The organism is Martelella sp. HB161492 (assembly GCF_013184775.1).
Taxonomy (GTDB): domain Bacteria; phylum Pseudomonadota; class Alphaproteobacteria; order Rhizobiales; family Rhizobiaceae; genus Martelella.
Map to the genome: position 1 here is coordinate 276,569 of NZ_JAATVV010000005.1, position 17,056 is coordinate 293,624.

General features: G+C 59.7%; 17 protein-coding genes. 4 read left to right on the top strand and 13 right to left on the bottom strand.

The genetic code is table 11. The features are described from left to right. The first annotated feature begins 49 nt into the window (after window positions 1-49). Window positions 50-1,141, top strand: a complete 1,092-nt coding sequence (locus HCK86_RS10595) for a sensor domain-containing diguanylate cyclase (protein WP_176084422.1) — start codon at window positions 50-52, stop codon at window positions 1,139-1,141. Between the two features lie 39 nt (window positions 1,142-1,180). Here HCK86_RS10595 and HCK86_RS10600 read toward each other — a convergent pair whose 3' ends face one another. From HCK86_RS10600 to HCK86_RS10625, 6 genes are all read right to left on the bottom strand, one after another. Then, complete coding sequence (locus HCK86_RS10600; protein WP_176084423.1) at window positions 1,181-1,771, bottom strand: nucleoside 2-deoxyribosyltransferase; 591 nt, start codon at window positions 1,769-1,771, stop codon at window positions 1,181-1,183. Then, a complete protein-coding gene (locus tag HCK86_RS10605; protein ID WP_210259877.1) occupies window positions 1,768-2,349 on the bottom strand; it encodes an AAA family ATPase in 582 nt (193 codons plus the stop codon). Before HCK86_RS10605 ends, HCK86_RS10600 begins: the two co-directional genes overlap by 4 nt. A 24-nt stretch (window positions 2,350-2,373) precedes the next feature. Beyond that, window positions 2,374-3,120: an ABC transporter permease subunit gene (locus HCK86_RS10610; protein WP_246739546.1), complete on the bottom strand. Its 747-nt coding sequence runs from the start codon at window positions 3,118-3,120 to the stop codon at window positions 2,374-2,376. Beyond that, complete coding sequence (locus HCK86_RS10615) at window positions 3,117-3,872, bottom strand: ABC transporter permease (protein WP_176084424.1); 756 nt, start codon at window positions 3,870-3,872, stop codon at window positions 3,117-3,119. The genes HCK86_RS10610 and HCK86_RS10615 overlap by 4 nt, the downstream gene beginning before the upstream one ends. Then, window positions 3,869-4,648 carry an ABC transporter ATP-binding protein gene (locus tag HCK86_RS10620; RefSeq protein WP_246739547.1) on the bottom strand — a complete coding sequence of 260 codons (780 nt, stop codon included), beginning with the start codon at window positions 4,646-4,648 and terminating at the stop codon, window positions 3,869-3,871. Before HCK86_RS10620 ends, HCK86_RS10615 begins: the two co-directional genes overlap by 4 nt. 97 nt (window positions 4,649-4,745) lie before the next feature. Next, window positions 4,746-5,771: an ABC transporter substrate-binding protein gene (locus tag HCK86_RS10625; protein ID WP_176084426.1), complete on the bottom strand. Its 1,026-nt coding sequence runs from the start codon at window positions 5,769-5,771 to the stop codon at window positions 4,746-4,748. 117 nt (window positions 5,772-5,888) lie between these two features. Between HCK86_RS10625 and HCK86_RS10630 the strand changes: the two genes are divergently transcribed. Next, on the top strand, window positions 5,889-6,806 hold the full coding sequence (locus HCK86_RS10630) for a MurR/RpiR family transcriptional regulator (protein WP_176084427.1): 918 nt from the start codon (window positions 5,889-5,891) through the stop codon (window positions 6,804-6,806). A gap of 67 nt (window positions 6,807-6,873) precedes the next feature. Further along, entirely contained in the window at window positions 6,874-8,082 is a 1,209-nt protein-coding gene (locus HCK86_RS10635; protein WP_176084428.1) for a M20/M25/M40 family metallo-hydrolase, read from the top strand. 48 nt (window positions 8,083-8,130) lie between these two features. Here HCK86_RS10635 and HCK86_RS10640 read toward each other — a convergent pair whose 3' ends face one another. The 7 genes from HCK86_RS10640 to HCK86_RS10670 all read right to left on the bottom strand — a co-directional run bounded on the left by HCK86_RS10640 (window position 8,131) and on the right by HCK86_RS10670 (window position 15,618). Continuing rightward, the gene (locus HCK86_RS10640) at window positions 8,131-8,886 is read right to left on the bottom strand and encodes an ABC transporter ATP-binding protein (RefSeq protein ID WP_176084429.1); all 756 of its coding nucleotides are present in this window, start codon (window positions 8,884-8,886) and stop codon (window positions 8,131-8,133) included. Further along, entirely contained in the window at window positions 8,883-9,740 is an 858-nt protein-coding gene (locus HCK86_RS10645) for an ABC transporter ATP-binding protein (protein WP_176084430.1), read from the bottom strand. The genes HCK86_RS10640 and HCK86_RS10645 overlap by 4 nt, the downstream gene beginning before the upstream one ends. Next, entirely contained in the window at window positions 9,737-10,663 is a 927-nt protein-coding gene (locus HCK86_RS10650) for an ABC transporter permease (protein ID WP_176084431.1), read from the bottom strand. The genes HCK86_RS10645 and HCK86_RS10650 overlap by 4 nt, the downstream gene beginning before the upstream one ends. Continuing rightward, complete coding sequence (locus tag HCK86_RS10655; RefSeq protein WP_176084432.1) at window positions 10,660-11,709, bottom strand: ABC transporter permease; 1,050 nt, start codon at window positions 11,707-11,709, stop codon at window positions 10,660-10,662. Before HCK86_RS10655 ends, HCK86_RS10650 begins: the two co-directional genes overlap by 4 nt. Before the next feature lie 11 nt (window positions 11,710-11,720). Continuing rightward, on the bottom strand, window positions 11,721-13,322 hold the full coding sequence (locus HCK86_RS10660) for an ABC transporter substrate-binding protein (protein ID WP_176084433.1): 1,602 nt from the start codon (window positions 13,320-13,322) through the stop codon (window positions 11,721-11,723). A 77-nt stretch (window positions 13,323-13,399) separates the two neighbouring features. After that, the gene (locus HCK86_RS10665) at window positions 13,400-14,464 is read right to left on the bottom strand and encodes a dipeptidase (protein WP_176084434.1); all 1,065 of its coding nucleotides are present in this window, start codon (window positions 14,462-14,464) and stop codon (window positions 13,400-13,402) included. Window positions 14,465-14,742: 278 nt separating this feature from the next. Next, window positions 14,743-15,618: a helix-turn-helix domain-containing protein gene (locus HCK86_RS10670; protein WP_176084435.1), complete on the bottom strand. Its 876-nt coding sequence runs from the start codon at window positions 15,616-15,618 to the stop codon at window positions 14,743-14,745. Window positions 15,619-15,732: 114 nt separating this feature from the next. Here HCK86_RS10670 and HCK86_RS10675 point away from each other — a divergent pair, with 114 nt between their 5' ends. Beyond that, the gene (locus tag HCK86_RS10675) at window positions 15,733-16,968 is read left to right on the top strand and encodes an ABC transporter substrate-binding protein (RefSeq protein ID WP_176084436.1); all 1,236 of its coding nucleotides are present in this window, start codon (window positions 15,733-15,735) and stop codon (window positions 16,966-16,968) included. The last annotated feature ends 88 nt before the right edge of the window (window positions 16,969-17,056 follow it).

A 17,056-nucleotide genomic window follows, 5' to 3' on the forward strand; every position in this document is an offset into this window, starting at 1 on the left:
TCCTGCCGAGCCTTCCCCACCAAGAGCAACAATTTTCTTCGTCATGATCGTGGCAGACCCTTCCCTGATTGCGGCCTTGTTCGGCAAGCTCGGTATCGCCGCTGTGGTGGTGCTGATCTACCGCATGATCCGGCATTCCGGCATTCCGGTGGGCTGGTCTGAGCTGGCGACGGGGATTGCCTTTGCGCTGGGGGCGATCGCAAGCATGATCAATCCACTCGAAATTGCTCCCGGCATCATGATTGATGCGCGCAATGTCATGGTGGCGATGGCGACGGTCTTTGGCGGTTTCTGGGCTGGATTGCTGGCGGCGGTGCTCGTCACGGGTGCGCGGGTCCTGATCGGTGGTGCCGGTGTCGAGATTGCAGTGCTGTCGATCATGATCTCGCTGGCTGCAGGCCTTGCCTATCGCGGGCTGAAGGGGCAGCGGCACAACCTCATCGGCCTTGGCCTTGTCGGCTTGTCGCTGTCGATAACCTTCGCCACGCCCTTTCTGTTTTTGCCGTCCGCGACAGTGCTGCCTTTGCTGCAATCCACCTGGGTTGCGATCACGGTCAGCAATATTGCGGGTGCGATGATCATGGGCGGTGCGTTGGCCGCCGAAGACCGGCTTGAGAATGCCTATGGCGAACTGCGCCTGGCGGCGATGACGGATCCGCTGACCGGTCTGAAGAACCGGCGGCAGCTCGACAGGCTCATCAATTCCTGGCATGCCGGCGCCTTTGCGGCGGATACGATTTTCACCGCCATGCTAATCGATGTTGATCATTTCAAATCCGTCAACGACGCCCACGGGCATTCGCTCGGTGATGACGTGCTGAAGGAGATCGCCGGCATTGTCTCACGTCGCGTGCGGCGCAACGATCTGGCCGTGCGTTTCGGTGGCGACGAGATTGTGATTATCATGCCCGACTGTTCGGCGCGACGGGGCCTGGCCGTGGCCGAAGGTATCCGCGGTAAGGTGGCGCAGACGTCGTTCTATGCTGAAGGAGAGCTGTTCTCCGTGACGGTGAGCATAGGGGTTGCCGCCCATTCGGCGTCAACGGCGGGTCTCAGCCGGTTGCTAGATGCCGCTGACCGGGCGCTTTATCGGGCCAAGGCAGAAGGCCGGAACCGCTGTTTCCTGCTGGAAGAGGTGTGATCCCGCACGGCCGCGCCGCGCAGGATCATCGTCAAAGTGTCAGGTGCGGTTGTCAAAATAGGCACGGGCCTGCTCTAGGCACTTGCGATAGACGCTGAGGTCACCGAGAAAATCGTCACTTTCGACATTTTCGCAGATGAAGGCGCCGCCGCTTTCCACCGCGGCCGTGTCCAGCATCAGATTATCGGCCATGCCGTGATCTTCAACCATCAGCCCGTCGGGGCCTCGAGTGACGCCATCGATCTTTTCCAGCGGTATGCCGCTGTAAAAATCGCCGGTCAGGCGGGTGAAATAATCCCGACCGCTGTTGGAATAGGCAAAGACCGGCTTGTTCTGCGCACGCATATAGCCAACTTCATAGGCCGTTCCGATATCGGCTGAGATGCCGCGAAATGGCGTGAGGTTGGCGACGATGAAGTCGGCTTCATCCATCTTGCGTTCATTGGCAAGGCCGATCGCAACGCCGAAGCGGAAGGCAGTCAGGCCTTCCGGGTTGAGATCGTCTTCTGCCAGTGTCGAAGGATCAAAACCATATTCCAGCGCCATTTCGCCCTTGATCCGCATGACCTCGGAGGCGTTGCGGAAGAAAACGTCAGGTCCGGCGATATAGACTTTTTTACGCGCACTCATTCAAGCTTGCCCGCATCCAGAGCGCCAAGGATCCATGTGCGCCAGGTCGTGTCGCGGCCGTCCTTTTCAGGGATGACCTTCGAGGCCTCTTCCATGAAGAAGCGGTAGTCACGGCCCATTTCCTGACCACGCCTGGTGTGCATGTCGAGGGCGACATCGGGGATTTCCGGCAGGCGCTCGCCAAGTTCCATCGAGCGGCGGGCCCAGTTGACGAGATCATCCGAGGTGCGCTCTTTTTCGGACCCGGCAATCAGGCGGATCAGATGGGCGGCGAACAGGAAGCGGTCGCCGATCGGGCGCGGATAGCGCTTGTGCTGCTGATAGAGGGTTTCGGCAATCACCGGCAGATTGACATTGCCGGTTCCGACATCTTCCACCGCGATGACACAGAGCCGCGACCACAGCATTTCTTCCATCTCAGGGCTGGTAAGAAACATTTCCCAGCCGAGCAGAATGGCATTTTCCAGCATGCCGCGTCGTAAGCATTTCTGCAACGCCGAGATCACCTCGTCGGCCGGAAAGCCGCTATGCGTGGTCGTGCGCTGCCAGGGATCCGGCGGTTGTTGAACCTTGATCATGATAGTCTCCATTGGTTGCGGCGCTTACGACCAGCGTGCTCTGATGGCACGTTCGGCCCGCTGCGCAAGGAAGAAGCAGATGATCGCGGCGATGGCCGCCACGAGCGATGTGCCAAGGGCACGCTCCATGGCAAAGCGACCGGTCGCTTCACGAAAGAGATAGCCAAGACCTGACCGCCCCATCAGGAACTCGGCGAGAATGGCTGCCAGAACGGCCTCCGGAACGATCAGCCGGAAGGCGATCATCATGTTCGGCACAGCGGAGGGCAGTACGAGACGGGCGAAGCGCTGAAACCGGCTGGCGCCGAAGACGGCAAAAAGATCGGGGGCGCCCTTTGGCAGATCGGCAAGGCCTGCCCCAGTGAAGACGAAGGTCGGGAAGAAGGCCGAGACGGCGACAATGGCAACGACGGTGGAAATGTCGTAGCCCAGAACGCGCGCCATGATCGGGATCAGCGCGACGATCGGGATCGAGGAGAAGATCAGACCGATCGGGGTCAGCATGCCGGAGAGCAGTCGCGACGACCAGGCGAGCACGGCCACCAGAATACCGAGCACGAAACCGATGACAAGGCCGGCGGCAGCGGTGAAAAGCGTCTGGCCGGCATTGGCGAGATAAAGGCCCGGATTGGCAATAATATCGCGGGCAACCGGCATAGGACCGGGCAGGACAATCGAATTGAGCTCAGCCAGCGCCACCCAGGCTTCCCACGCGGCAAGCACGGCAAGGATGGACCAGTTGCGGGCAAAAAAACGGCGCATCATCGTCATCCGAACCTCCGCTGCACGGCCCGTTCGGCAAGCCCCATCAGCCCGTAGGCGATCAGCGAGGTCAGCGTTGCGACCAGCACGGCCGACCAGAGCAGCGGGATCTGGAAATTCTGCATGCCGGAAATCATCAAAAGGCCGAGACCGCGCGACGCGCCGAACCACTCGCCGACAATCGCCCCCATGAAGGCAACCGGGACGGCGAGTTTCAGTCCTGAGACGATGGCCGGCAGCGCGGCTGGAAACTCCAGCCGGGCAAAGCGGGTGAAAGGTCTGGCGCCGAGCACGGAAAAGAGGTCCTGATGGGCGCGATGCGCGCTTTCCAGCCCCGAGGTGGTGGCGACATAGACGAGATAGAAGACCGCAAGGGCGGATATGGCGGGGGGAATGCTGTCGCGGGGCAGCAGCACCATGAAGACGGGGGCGAGGGCGATGGCCGGTGTGGCATGGATCACCGCGACCAGCTGATCGATACCGGCGCGCGCCGGGCGGAAAAGACGGACAATCATGGCGATGCCAAGCCCGATGACGATGCCTAGCCCGTAACCGATCAGCACCGACGAAAAGCTTGCCGCCGCCGCGCGGCCGATCAGCGTGTGATGGGCCGGATCGAAGAGATAGGCGAGAACGGCGGTCAGCGTCGGCCAAGTGAAACCGGCCAGCCGATAGACGCCGATCAGTTGCCAGGCGCCGAGAAAAACGGCAACCCCCAGAATGCCTGGCAGGACGCGCTTGGTGGCGGCGGCAGGTCTCATGGCTGATGCCCTTCGGGTTCCAGCGCCATCGTTAGTTCATCGACCAGATGGTGGAATTCGGCAGAACGCATCACGGAGGGGTCGCGCGGGCGGGCAAAGGGGACAGCGAGGTCGCGGATTACCCGGCCGGGACGGCCGCTCATCACCAGAATGCGGTCGGCGAGAAACAGCGCTTCGTCGACGGAATGGGTCACCAGCAGCGTCGTCAGCGTTCGGGCGCTCCAGATACGCTGCAATTCGACATTCATATGCCGGCGGGTGACGGCATCAAGGGCGCCGAAGGGTTCATCAAGCAGCAGCACGTCAGGTTCGAGAGCCAGTGCGCGGGCAATGGAAGCACGCTGGCGCATGCCGCCGGAAAGCTGGCTCGGACGTGCCTTTTCGAAGCCGGTAAGGCCGACCAGGCCTAGAAGTTCTGTGATACGGGCCTTGTCGACCGGCTTGCCTGCAACGCGGAACGGCAGTTCGACATTCTTTTCAATTGAAAGCCAGGGGAGCAGCGCATGGTCCTGAAACGCAACACCCAGGCGATGATCGGCGGAAAGCGCCTTCGGCGTCGACTGTTCGATTTCAACGGTGCCCTCACTGGCGGCCTCAAGCCCTGCAACCAGGCGTAGGATCGTGCTTTTGCCACAGCCGGAAGGGCCCAGAATGGCGACGAACTCGCCCTCTTTCACGTCGACATTGATCGATTCAAGCGCGGTCAGTTCGCGCCCGTCATCAAGACGGAAACGTTTGGCGACATCGGCCAGGCGAATGGCGGCGGTCTTGGTCAAGGCCTGCTCCGGGTTTACGGCTTTCCGCATAATGCGGGTTCAAAAGGAAGGGGACCGGCAGCTGAAACGGGCGGAGCTGCCGGATCCTGTCTCAGCGTCAGAGCTGTTTCAGCGCTTCTTCCAGCGGGCCGAGATCAACGATGTCGGCTGCGGCCGGAATATTTTCGATACCGGCTGCCGCTGCAACGGGCGCGCAATTGGTATCGACCAGCGTTGCGTCGAACCAGAACGGGCCCGGCGCGCCCGGCGCGGTGATGAGCGGCATTTCAAGCTCGCTCTGGCGGGTGGTCTGATCAATATTGAGGCCGAAATCGGCGCCGAACTTTTCGACCGCCAGCTTGGCGCCGACGCTCGGATCCTTGCCGTTTTCAATCCAGCCGCGGGCAAGCGCCTTCAGATAGGCGACGACGAGATCGCGGTTTTCCTTGACATAGGCGCGCGAGGCGACGATCGGGCCTGCCGGTACGTTATAGCCGAGATCGGAGAACTTCGTGACAAAGAAGTCCTTGCCCTCAACCAGACCCATCTGCTCGAAGGTGATCGGCTGGTTGGTGGCAAAGGCCATATAGGCATCGCCGTCACCGGCCAAAAGCGGCTCGGGCGAGAAGCCGGTCGGAACCAGTTCGAATTCCTGCGGCAGGCCGGCCTGCTTCAGCACAAAATCAATGGTGTTCTTGTCAGCTGGCAACTGGCTCAGGATCTTCTTGCCGACCAGATCCTTCGGTGTCTTGATCGGGTCCTTGGCCATCGACATCAATGCCGCCGGGCTCTGCGGGAAGGCCGCGCCCAGAACAACGAAATCATTGCCGCGATTAATCGCTTCAAACAGAGGCACCCAGTCGCCGCCGGCATAATCGGCCTGACCGGCTGCCAGCTGCACCAGCACGCCAGGGGCATTCGGACCGCCGGGCGTATATTTGATGTCGATGCCTTCATCGGCAAAATAGCCGTTCTCGATCCCGACCCAGAGGCCGGCATATTCGGCATTCGGGATCCAGCCGAGCGCGGTGGTAACCGGGGTCAGGCCCTGGGCGAAGGAGAGACGCGGTGCTGCAAGACCGGCGATGGCCGCACCGCCAAGGGCGATGAAGGAGCGGCGGGAAAACGAAGGAAATTGTGTCATTGGCAATCGGAACCCTGTAGGAGGAAAGGGAGAGAAGCGGGTGAGACGATGTACGTTTTGTTATATTTCTTTTGCGTCTCTGTTACAATAGTTACATGATCCGGTAACGGAGGCAAGATGGAACGACCACGGGACCAAAGACGTGCACGCCTGCCTGCCGATACGCCGGTCGCGCGCAAGATCGCTGACGCCTATCCGGCCATGCCGGCAGCGCTGCGAAAATTCGCTGATCTGGTGCTTTCCGAGCCGCTGCATGTGGCACGGCTGAGCGTGCATGATGCCGTGGCGCTGATCGATGTATCGGTGGCGACCGCCAACCGCTTTGCCACGACCCTTGGCTATGAGGGCTATCCCGAATTCCGCTCCGAGCTGATTGCCGGTTTCGAGGCGTTGCTGGAGCCCTTCACCCGGATGGAGCGCAAGCTGGCCGCCAAGCCGACGCCGGCAACCGTGTTTCAGGCCTCGCTGAAGGAAGATATCGCCAATCTGGAAGAGACGCTTGGTATGATCCCGGAGGAGACGATCATGCGGGCCGCCCGGCTGATCCTCGGGGCCGAGCGGATTTTCATCGCCGGTTTCGATCTTTCAGCCCATCTCGGCGGCCTTCTGGCAATCGGTCTGTCCAATCTCGGCACACCCGTGCGAACGGTCGAAAGTGGCGGCGGCACCATTGGCGCGCTTCGACATCTGGTCGATTACGGTGCGAAGGATCTCGTCATCGGGATTGCTTTCCCGCATTATTTCCGCGAGACACTGCAGCTGATCGAATACGCCCATGATCGCGGCACGCCGGTGCTTGGCATTACCGACGGGCTTGGCTCGCCGCTGGCAGCCCTTGCCACCGAAAGCCTGTTCGTCTCCGCCGATCATGATTTCAATCCGCCATCTTCGACCGCGATTGCTGGCGTTGTTGAAGGCCTTGTCGCTGCCGTCAACAGCCTGAAACCGGCCATTGCCGAGAAGAACCGACAGTTCGTCGAGGAAAGCTACGCCTATATGGCCGCCAAGGGCGGTCACTGGGGCAAGCATGACTGACAGGACTCTGGTCTAGCAGCAGCGGTAGCAATATTTTCAAGAATGAGAGCATGAAGGTTTGGGGCTTATGTTTGAAATGGATAGCATTCTCGCATCCGACGCGTTCCGGGCGGCTGCGGATTTTCTGAAATCGGATCATGACCATTTCATCGAAGACATCATCACGCTAACGGAGATCCCGGCGCCGCCATTCAAGGAGGACAAGCGGGGCGTGGCCTATGAGGCGATGTTCCGTACGCTTGGCCTCGAAGCGGTCGGGCGCGATGCGATCGGCAATGTCACGGGGGTGAGGCGCGGGCGCGGCAATGGCGGCCTTATCGTCGTCGCGGCCCATCTCGATACGGTCTTTCCCGAGGGAACCGATTGCACCGTCCGACGTGAGGGTACAAGGCTTTTCGCCCCTGGCGTCGGTGACGATACGCGCGGTCTTGCCACGCTTCTCACCTTCATCCGCAGCCTTGACGCCGCCGGAATCGAGACCGAAAGCGATCTGCTTTTCGTCGGCGATGTCGGTGAGGAGGGCAAGGGCGACCTGCGCGGCATCCGCCATCTTTTCACCGAGAGCATTTACCGCGACAAGATCACTGCCTTTTTCACCATGGATGGCATCAGCCTCGACCGGATTGTCACCGGTGCGGTCGGCTCCTATCGCTATCATGTCAGCTTCACCGGGCCGGGCGGTCATTCGCTGATGGCCTTCGGCACGGTCAATCCGGCCCATGCGCTCGCCCATGTGATTGCCGGTCTGTCGGAGACGGAGGTTCCCGCAGAACCGCGCACCACCTATTGCGCCTCTGTTCTGGGGGGCGGAACCTCGATCAATGCCATTCCCGAACAGGTCTGGCTTGAGATTGATCTCAGATCTGAGGATGCCGCCGCGCTGAACGCGCTTGATGCGCGCCTGCACCAGCTGATCGGCGAAGCGGTTGCGCGCGAGAACGCGCGTGGCAACACGGAAGCGGGCGAGATTGTCGCAAAGGCGGAGCGGATCGGTGACCGGCCGGCTGGCCGCACGGCCATGGATGCGCGGATTGTGTCGGCGACGACGGCGGCGCTTCAGGCGTTCGGCTTTGCGGCCGAACCGGAATTTTCCTCCACCGATGCTAATATTCCGATGAGCCTCGGCATTCCGGCGATCAGCCTTGGAACTGGCGGCGATGGCGGACGTGCCCATTCTCTGGATGAATGGATCGATGTCGAACCAGAAGCATCCGTGAAGGGACTTCAGGCGGGGCTTGCGGCTATTCTCGGCACGGCTGGTCTATTTGAAGGGTGAGTGTCATCGGCGCCAGGGCCTAACAAAAGGTGAAGCCCTGGCCTTTGCTCAGCTGCGATAATGCATGCTGCTTTCGAGCAGGTGCTGGGTATAGCTTTCCTTGGCATCCTGCCGGCGCATGGCGTCGACATCCAGCAGTTCGACCAGCTGGCCATGCTGCATCACGGCGACGGTTTCGCACATATGGCCGACGACAGAGAGATCGTGCGACACCATCACATAGGTGAGGTTGCGTTCCGCGCGCTGATCGGAAAGCAGGTTCAGAATTTCCGCTTGTACCGAAACATCCAGCGCGGAGGTCGGCTCGTCGAGCAGTAGGATTTCCGGCTCTGGTGCCAGAGCGCGGGCAATCGCCACCCGCTGGCGCTGACCGCCGGAAAGCTGGTGCGGATAGCGGAAGCGAAAGCCTGATCCCAGGCCGACATCATCGAGAAGCTTCGAGATCCGCTTGTCGACATTGTCACGGAAGCCATGCAGGCCGAGCGTTTCGGAGAGCACCTGATCGATGGTCTGACGCGGATGCAGCGAGGCGTAAGGGTCCTGAAACACCATTTGCACTGTCTTGTAGAACTGCCGGTTGCGCTTGTGCAGAAGCTGTTTGCCCGCAACCGTCATGGTGCCGTCCACCGTATCGATCAGTCCGGTAATCGCACGCAATACGGTTGACTTGCCGGAGCCGCTTTCGCCGACAAGGCCGAAACTGGAGCCCTTCTGGACGACGAAAGACACGTCTTTTACGGCTTCGACACGGTTCGGTCCGTGCCCGAACCAGACATAGAGATCGTCGATTTCGAGCGCGTTCATAGCATTCCACTCACACTTGGGGCGTTGCGCCATTCCGGGTCGCGGTTCAGTGTTTCCAGCCGGCGTTCCGGCATGTCCAGCCGCGGCATCGAGTTCAGCAGGCCACGCGTGTAGGGGTGCTGGGCGTCTTCCAGCGCACCCGCAGCACAGGTCTCGACGATCCGGCCGCCATACATGATCAGGATCCGGTCGCAGAAATTCGATACCAGACGGAGATCGTGGCTGATGAATATCAGGCCCATGCCGCGCTCGCGCACCAGCTTGTCCATGATTTCGAGCACCTGGATCTGCACCGAAACGTCCAGTGCCGAGGTCGGTTCGTCGGCAATCAGGATCTTCGGATCGGCGATCAGCATCATGGCGATCATGACGCGCTGGCCCATGCCACCGGAAAGTTCGTGCGGATAGGCATCATGGACGCGTTCCGGATCACGGATGGCGACGGCCTCCAGCATTTCCAGCACGCGTTCGCGGGTCTTGCCGCGGTTCAGCCTGGTGTGCGTCAGCAGGGCTTCGGCGATCTGCTGCCCCACCGTCATGACGGGGTTAAGCGAGAATTTCGGGTCCTGCATCACCATGGAGATATCGCGCCCGCGCAGGGCCCGCATATCCTTTTCCGATATGGTAAGGAGGTCATGTTCAAGCACCTGCATTCGGTCGGCCGAGACCATGCCCGGCTTGCGGATGAGGCGCAAAAGCGCGCGTCCGGTCATGGATTTGCCGGAGCCACTCTCGCCGACAATGCCCAGCCGCTCCTTTCCGAGCGAGAAACTGATGCCGCGCACGGCATCAAAAATCCCGGTGCGTGTCGGAAAGCGGACCCAGAGGTTTTCAACCTCGACAAGATTGCTCATTGGCTGCTCTCCTTCGGGTCCAGCACATCGCGCAGACCGTCGCCCAAAAGGTTGAAGGCCAGGCTGATGGTGAAGATGGCAAGCCCGGGCATGGTGGCAACCCACCAGTGGTCGAGAATGAATTTCCGTCCGTCCGAAATCATCGCGCCCCATTCCGGTGATGGCGGCTGGGCGCCGAGACCGAGAAAGCCAAGACCTGCGGCCGTCAGAATGATGCCGGCCATATCCAGCGTCACCCGCACGACAAGCGAGGAAATGCAGAGCGGCCAGATATGGCGGGTGACGATGCGGATTGCACCCGCCCCCTGAAGTCGGATCGCAGATATGAAATCGGAATTGCGGATCGTCAGCGTTTCGGCACGGGCAATGCGTGCATAGGGTGGCCAGGCGGTCAGCGAGATGGCGAGAACCGCATTTTCAATGCCGGCGCCCAGCGCTGCGGCAAAGGCGAGCGCCAGAACCAGCCGTGGAAAAGCCAGAAAAATATCGGTAAGGCGCATCAGCACCGTGTCGACGATACCGCCGGTGTAGCCGGCGACCGTGCCGATAATCAAACCTGCGGCGGGGGCGATCAGAGCGACGAGAACGACGATGTAAAGCGTGATACGTGAGCCATAGATCAGCCGGCTCAAAATGTCGCGACCGAGCGAATCCGTGCCCAGAACATGCCCTGCAGAAAAGGGTGCCGCCAGCCGGTTGGACAGATCCTGAAAGAAGGGATCATGCGGAGCGATCAGCGGGGCAAGGGCCGCCACCAGAAGCAGTGCCACGAGAATGGCGAGGCCGATCATGGCGAGCGTGTTTCGTTTCAGCGAAAGCCAGCCCTGATACCAGGAGACCATGCGGGCGTGATTGCGTGATGTCGGAACATCGGTGAGGAGCCAGGCGCGCCAGCCCTTTGCGTCTACGTCCTGGTTTGTCATCGCGAAGCCCTCGGATCGAGAAATCTGTAAAGCAGATCGGAGAAAATGTTCAGGCCAATAAAGACCAGACCGATCACGATCGTTCCGCCGAGAACCGCGGCCATGTCGGCCGAGAGCAGCGAGGTGGTGATGTAACTGCCGATGCCGGGCCAGGAGAAGATTATCTCGGTCAGAACCGAGCCTTCAAGCAGACCGGCATAGGAAAGCGCGATTACGGTGATGAGCTGAACCTGGATATTGCCAAAGGCATGCCGCCAGATCACCTGCCGTTCGGACAGGCCCTTGACCCGTGCCGTGGTGATATATTCGGCATTGAGCTGTTCCAGCATGAAGGAACGGGTCATGCGGCTGATATAGGCCAGCGAATAATAGCCGAGCAGCGATGCAGGCAGGATGATATGGGAAACGGCATTCCAGAAAATGTCGGTCTCGCCGGCAAGCAAACTGTCGACCAGGATCATGCCGGTCACCGGTGGAACCATATCCTCGTAAAAAATGTCGATCCGGCCCGGTCCGCCGACCCAGCCGAGAATTCCGTAGAAGATCAGAAGACCGACAAGGCCGAGCCAGAAGATCGGCATGGAATAGCCGAAGAGCGCGACGAAGCGGGCAATCTGGTCGGCGATGCTGCCACGTTTGACGGCGGCCAGAACGCCAAGCGGTACGCCAATGATGACACCGATAATGGTGCCGATCGTCGCCAGTTCCAGCGTGGCGGGAAAGAAACGGGCAATGTCATGCAGCACCGGCTGTCCCGTGCGGACGGACTGGCCGAGATCACCATGCGCAACGTCTTTGAGGTAGATCCAGAACTGCGTCAGGATCGACTGGTCGAGACCCAGTGCCTTATAGGCTGCATCATACTGGGCCTGGGTGGCACGTTCGCCGATGATGGCCAGAACCGGATCGACCGGCATCAGCCGTCCGATGACGAAGGTGATGAACAACAGACCGACCATCGTTGCAACGACCGTCACCAGAAAGGAGACGGTCTTGCTGACGACAGGCGGTATGGACAGCTCACGCTGTCCACCCCGATTTGCCATGATGCCGATCCTTATTTCGTGACCGGCCAGAACGCAGCCGAGTTGACGGCAGCGCCCATGCTGAAGTCCTTGACATTGTCAGACATGGCAGCCTGCTCGATCTGCTGGAACATGATGCCGAACGGGCTGTCCTTGAGGAACTGGCGCTGTTCGTCCTCATACATGGCGGCGCGCTTTGCCGTGTCGTTCTCAACCGTCGCGGCTTCGGTCAGCTTGGTATATTCCGGGATATCCCAGGCATTGCGCCACGCCAGATAACCGGTATTGCCGGCTTCCTGCGCGTTGTCGGGATTGGCGGCAAAGGTGCTGGCATTGGTGTTCGGGTCGGCATAATCCGGCCCCCAGGCGCCAACGTAAACGTCAAAATCGCGCGAACGGTATTTGTCGAGCGTCTGGGCGCCCGTGCCGACGAGAATGTTGACGTCGATACCAGCCTGGCCCCAGGTGTTCTGCAGCGACTGGGCGATGTCGATACGCTCCTGCGCGTCACGTACGATGATGGTCAGCGGGAAGCCGTCAGGATAGCCTGCCTCGGCGAGCAGTTCCTTACCCTTGGCGACGTCAAGCGAATAGGGCGCGTCGTCGATGGCACCGAGATAGGTGGCCGGAAGGAAGGTCTGATGGGTGGTGTACTGGCCCTGAAGGAAGCTGTCCTGCATGCCCTGATAGTCGGTGAGGTATTTCATCGCCTCGACGACCTTCGGGTTCGACAGCACCTCGCCCTTCTGGTTGGCTGACCAATACATCAGCCGGCCGCGCAGTTCGGAATCAACCTTCAGGCCATCTTCGTCCTTGACGGCGGCGACATCTTCCGGGGTCAGGTTTCGGGCGATATCGATGTCACCCTTTTCCAGCATCAGGCGCTGGCTGGCGCTTTCCATCACATTGCGGATGATGACGCGTTCCATCGCCGGCTTGTCGCCGGTGTAATTCTTGTTGTAGCTGAGCGTGACGCTTTCATTCGGCTTCCACGAGGTCAGCTCATAGGGGCCGGAACCGGCGGAATGGTCGCGCAGCCAGCCATTGCCCATGTCGCCGTCAACCTCATGGCTCATCACTTCCTTGGAATCGAGGATCGAGGCGATATTGGCGGTCAGGCAGTTCAGGACGAAGGACACGGCATAAGGCTTGTCCGTCGTCATCTTGAAGGTCGTATCGTCGGTGGCGACCAGCGTTTCATCGACATTGTCCGGGGTGAAGCCGAACTGGGTCAGGATGAAGCTCGGCGTCTTGTCGAGCGTGACGGCACGGCGCAGCGAGAATTCAACATCTTTGGCCGTCAGCGGGTTGCCGGAGGCAAATTTCAGCCCGTCCTTGATCTTGAAGGTAATGGTCTTGCCATCCTCGGAAATGTCCCAGCTGTCAGCGATCGAGGGCTGAAACCCCTTTTTCAGATCGAGCGGGTCGAAGGCGACCAGGAACTGATAGATATTGTTGCTGATTTCACCGGCCGAAAATTCGAAAGACTGTGCCGGATCCATCGTGATCAGATCATCAATCCTGAGCGCCATGATCAGCATGTTGTCCGGCGTCTTGGCCAGCGCCGGCAGGGCCGACGTCGAGATAAGCAGCGCCACACCGGCTGCAAGCGCAGCCTTTGAGATCATCTTCATAAGCTATTCCCCTTTTGTTTTAAGCTTCTGAATTTATGTATTTTCTGCGGACTTTCACCGCCATCGGGGCAGGGCCTTCAAGCCTCGCCCCAGATCTTTGCCAGAACGCGGAACCAGTTGCCGTAGCTAAGTTTCGCGATCAGCTCCTCGCCGAAATCATGGCGGCGCATGAGCTGTCTCAGTGCCGGCAGGCCCGCGACATCGCGGATGCCTTCCGGTATTGTCGCGCCGTCGAAATCGGACCCGAAACCGACCCTGTCTTCGCCGAGACGCGAAATCAGGTGATCGAGGTGGCGCAGCATGATGTCCAGTGACATATCCGCATCCATGCGGCCATCGGGGCGCAGGAAGGCGGTGGCGAAGTTCAGCCCGACCATGCCGTCACTTTCGGCAATGATATCAAGCTGACGATCCGTCAGATTGCGGGCATGCGGGCAAACCGCATAGGCATTGGAATGGGTGGCAACGATCGGCGCATCGGTGAGGGCGGCGAGATCATTGAAGCCCTTCTCATTGAGATGGGAAACGTCGAGCATGATCTTCAGCCGGTTGCACTGACGTACCAGTTCCCTGCCGAGATCGGTGAGGCCAGGGCCGATATCGCCGGTCGAGGGAAAACGGAACGGCACGCCATGGGCAAAGATCGTCGGCCGGCTCCAGACGGGACCGAGTGAACGCAGGCCCTGGGCATAAAGCGTCTCCAGCATCTGAAATTCGGGATCGATGGCCTCGGCGCCTTCCAGATGCAGGATCGCCGCCAGCCTGTCGGTCTTGAAGGCTGCTTCAAGCGCGCCGACACTGGTGCAGCCGGTCAGAAAACCGGCGCTCTCCAGATCGCGGAAAATCGCGACTTCAGCTTCCACCACTTTGAGCGCCTCGCGCTGGTCGACCATTGGCGGCAGCGGTACATCATAGTGGTCACGCCGCATTTCCTCGTCGCTGGACCGGCCACTTTCATGGCGGCTCGGCACCCACATGGCAAAGAACCCGCCGCCGAAGCCGCCTTGATGCGCGCGCGGCAGGTCGATCTGGCCGCTGTCGAGCCCCTCGATAGCACCGTCGGTTGAGACCGAGCCGCTTAAGATGCGCAGCATGAAGTCGTTGTGACCGTCGAAGATCTTCGGCGCACTGTCTGTGGTCATTTTCGTGCTTTCAACAATGGAGAAGGCATCCGGTACAGAGGAGGTATATTTTCCGTAAACATGATTGAATTCAAAAAATTAAACTAGCACTCTCGCTGCCGGTGGAAATCCAATCGCCAAAAAGTCAATTTTTACCGATTGAACAATCTTTTATAAATGAATATCGCCGCCTACATTCTGTCAATAGCTTACATACAATCTGCAGTATTTATGGCGCAGATAGAGCTGCAGCTGGGTCTTGATCCCGTTTGGAGCAAGGCGGTGCAGCCCGGAAAGACTTAATGACGCGGGGGGCCGGGATCGGGGGTATCGAGCCGGTAGATATTGCGGAAGCGCTTTGGTGACATGCCGGTCTGTTCGCGAAACACCTGATAGAATCGGCTGATTGAGCCGAAGCCGGCCTCATAGGCCACGGCCGCGGCGCTTTTCTCAGATCCAAGCAGCATGCGCTGGGCGGTGACGAGCCGGCAGCGCAGCAGATATTGCGCGATCGTCATGCCGGTCGAGCGGCGGAAGAGTCCCATGGCATATTTCGGATGGAGATCGGCGGCGCGGGCGACATCATCGATGCGGATATCGGTGTCGGCGTGATCGCTGATATAGCGGGTCATTTCCACCACCTTGCGATGATTGCCCTTCAGCGCATTGGCAACCTTCGGCGCTGCGGTCAAAAGGTCGCTCCAGCCGGTCAGGTCGGCCCGGCGCAGACGCAGTTCGAGATGGCCGTAGTTGAGGCTCGACAGCACGTCCTCGCCGGCGCGCAGATCCTTCTGGATCATGGCCATGAGATCGGCATCAAGCGGCAGTTTCTCATCGAGGCGGACAAAGCCGCCATTCAGAATGGCGAGTTTCAGGGCACGGGAGAGGGGAGAAAACATGAAGGTTTCGATCGGCACATAAATGCAGGAGAAATGAGCATCATCAACGCTTTCGATGACCTGATGCGGGATGGCGCCCCAGAAGAACACGAAATCACCGGCCGAAAGCTCAACAATCTTGCCATTGAAAATATACCGCACCGCACCGGACAGGATCAGGTTCAGCTCGATCTGGTTGTGAACATGGGGCCCCCGCATTGGCAGAACGCGGTCGCGCTTGTCGGCGGAGAACCGGTTTTCGGCAATGCCGAACGGGGCCTTGCGGATTCTGGTCATGCTGGAATCTTACTTTCCGGGAAAAAATCGGATCAAAACAAGACGAATTCTTGTGCGCAATCTGCATACAATCAAGTGGTAAAATTCAATAACAAGCACTCCAGAGGCCGTTTCATGACGATTTCCAAGCATATTGCGACAGCTCTCATCGGCGCCGGCCTTTTTGCCGCCGCTCAGGCGCAGGCGGGCACGGTGGTGTTCAACGCCTCCGTCGCCAGCGATCCTGACCGTGAGTCGGTCAACGCCGCTGTTGCTGCCTTCGAAAAGATCCACCCGGACGTTAATGTCGAGGTCAATTTCTACGACGAGGAAAGCAACAAGACCGCGATCCGCAACTGGCTGACCACCAGCCCGCCGGATATCGTCAAATGGTATGCCGGCAACAAGATGGTCCAGCTGGTCGAGCCGGGTCTGCTTGCCGATATCTCCGATATCTGGACCGACGACATGAAGACCGAGTTCGGACCTGGCATGGTTGACGCCGTCAGCGTCGACGGCAAGCAATATGGCGTGCCGACATCCTATTCGACATGGGCGGTCTACTATCGCACCGATCTTTTTGAAAAGGCCGGTGTTGCCGCGCCGATCGAAACCTTTGACGATCTTGTCGCCGCCTGCAAGACCTTCCGCACCAATGATATCATTCCGATTGCGCTCGGCTCAAAGGGTGCCTGGCCGCTTGCCGGATGGTTCGACTATATCGATCTGAGGCTCAATGGCTATCAGTTTCATATGGATCTGATGAACGGCAAGGTCGACTGGACCGATGACAGGGTCAAGGCGGTGTTTGGCGAATGGAAGAAGCTGGTCGATGCCGACTGCTTTGCCGAAAACCACACCAGCCTTGCCTGGCGTGAAGGCCTGGCCAAGATGAACCAGGGCGAGGCGGCAATGATGCTGATGGGCAATTACCTGATCGCCAGCCTGACGCCGGAAGCAGAGCCGGTCACCGGAGTCATGAACTTCCCCGTGATCAATCCCGATATTCCGCGTGCCGAGGATGCGCCGATCGAGACCTATCATATCCCGGCCAAGGCCAAGAACATTCCGGAAGCCAAGATGTTCCTGGCCTTCCTGATGCAGCCCGATACCCAGTCGCTGATGACGGAAATCTATCCGAACCTGCCGGCCAACCCGGATGCGACACCGCCGAATGTCCGTCTGCTGGAAGAAAGTGCCAAGCTCGCTGCCGGCGCGGAATATTATGCCCAGTTCATCGACCGGGATACGGACAGCCAGGTTGCGACCGTCGCCATGGATGGCTTCCAGGAGTTTCTGGTCCACCCGGAACGGCTTGACCGGATCCTCGCCAATATCGAACGGGCTGAAAAGCGCGCTTATCCGAACTGATCCGGCCGAAGGATAAATATGCCCTGCCGCCCATATTTGGCGGCGGGGCGTTTCACAACGGAAATAGGCCGGCTGACCGGCCCGCCAG

Coding starts and splice junctions, on each gene's coding strand:
- HCK86_RS10600 (WP_176084423.1), bottom strand. CDS start 1,771: ATGAGTGCGCGTAAAAAAGTCTATATCGCCGGACCTGACGTTTTCTTC.
- HCK86_RS10605 (WP_210259877.1), bottom strand. CDS start 2,349: ATGATCAAGGTTCAACAACCGCCGGATCCCTGGCAGCGCACGACCACG.
- HCK86_RS10610 (WP_246739546.1), bottom strand. CDS start 3,120: ATGACGATGATGCGCCGTTTTTTTGCCCGCAACTGGTCCATCCTTGCC.
- HCK86_RS10615 (WP_176084424.1), bottom strand. CDS start 3,872: ATGAGACCTGCCGCCGCCACCAAGCGCGTCCTGCCAGGCATTCTGGGG.
- HCK86_RS10625 (WP_176084426.1), bottom strand. CDS start 5,771: ATGACACAATTTCCTTCGTTTTCCCGCCGCTCCTTCATCGCCCTTGGC.
- HCK86_RS10630 (WP_176084427.1), top strand. CDS start 5,889: ATGGAACGACCACGGGACCAAAGACGTGCACGCCTGCCTGCCGATACG.
- HCK86_RS10635 (WP_176084428.1), top strand. CDS start 6,874: ATGTTTGAAATGGATAGCATTCTCGCATCCGACGCGTTCCGGGCGGCT.
- HCK86_RS10640 (WP_176084429.1), bottom strand. CDS start 8,886: ATGAACGCGCTCGAAATCGACGATCTCTATGTCTGGTTCGGGCACGGA.
- HCK86_RS10645 (WP_176084430.1), bottom strand. CDS start 9,740: ATGAGCAATCTTGTCGAGGTTGAAAACCTCTGGGTCCGCTTTCCGACA.
- HCK86_RS10650 (WP_176084431.1), bottom strand. CDS start 10,663: ATGACAAACCAGGACGTAGACGCAAAGGGCTGGCGCGCCTGGCTCCTC.
- HCK86_RS10655 (WP_176084432.1), bottom strand. CDS start 11,709: ATGGCAAATCGGGGTGGACAGCGTGAGCTGTCCATACCGCCTGTCGTC.
- HCK86_RS10660 (WP_176084433.1), bottom strand. CDS start 13,322: ATGAAGATGATCTCAAAGGCTGCGCTTGCAGCCGGTGTGGCGCTGCTT.
- HCK86_RS10665 (WP_176084434.1), bottom strand. CDS start 14,464: ATGACCACAGACAGTGCGCCGAAGATCTTCGACGGTCACAACGACTTC.
- HCK86_RS10670 (WP_176084435.1), bottom strand. CDS start 15,618: ATGACCAGAATCCGCAAGGCCCCGTTCGGCATTGCCGAAAACCGGTTC.
- HCK86_RS10675 (WP_176084436.1), top strand. CDS start 15,733: ATGACGATTTCCAAGCATATTGCGACAGCTCTCATCGGCGCCGGCCTT.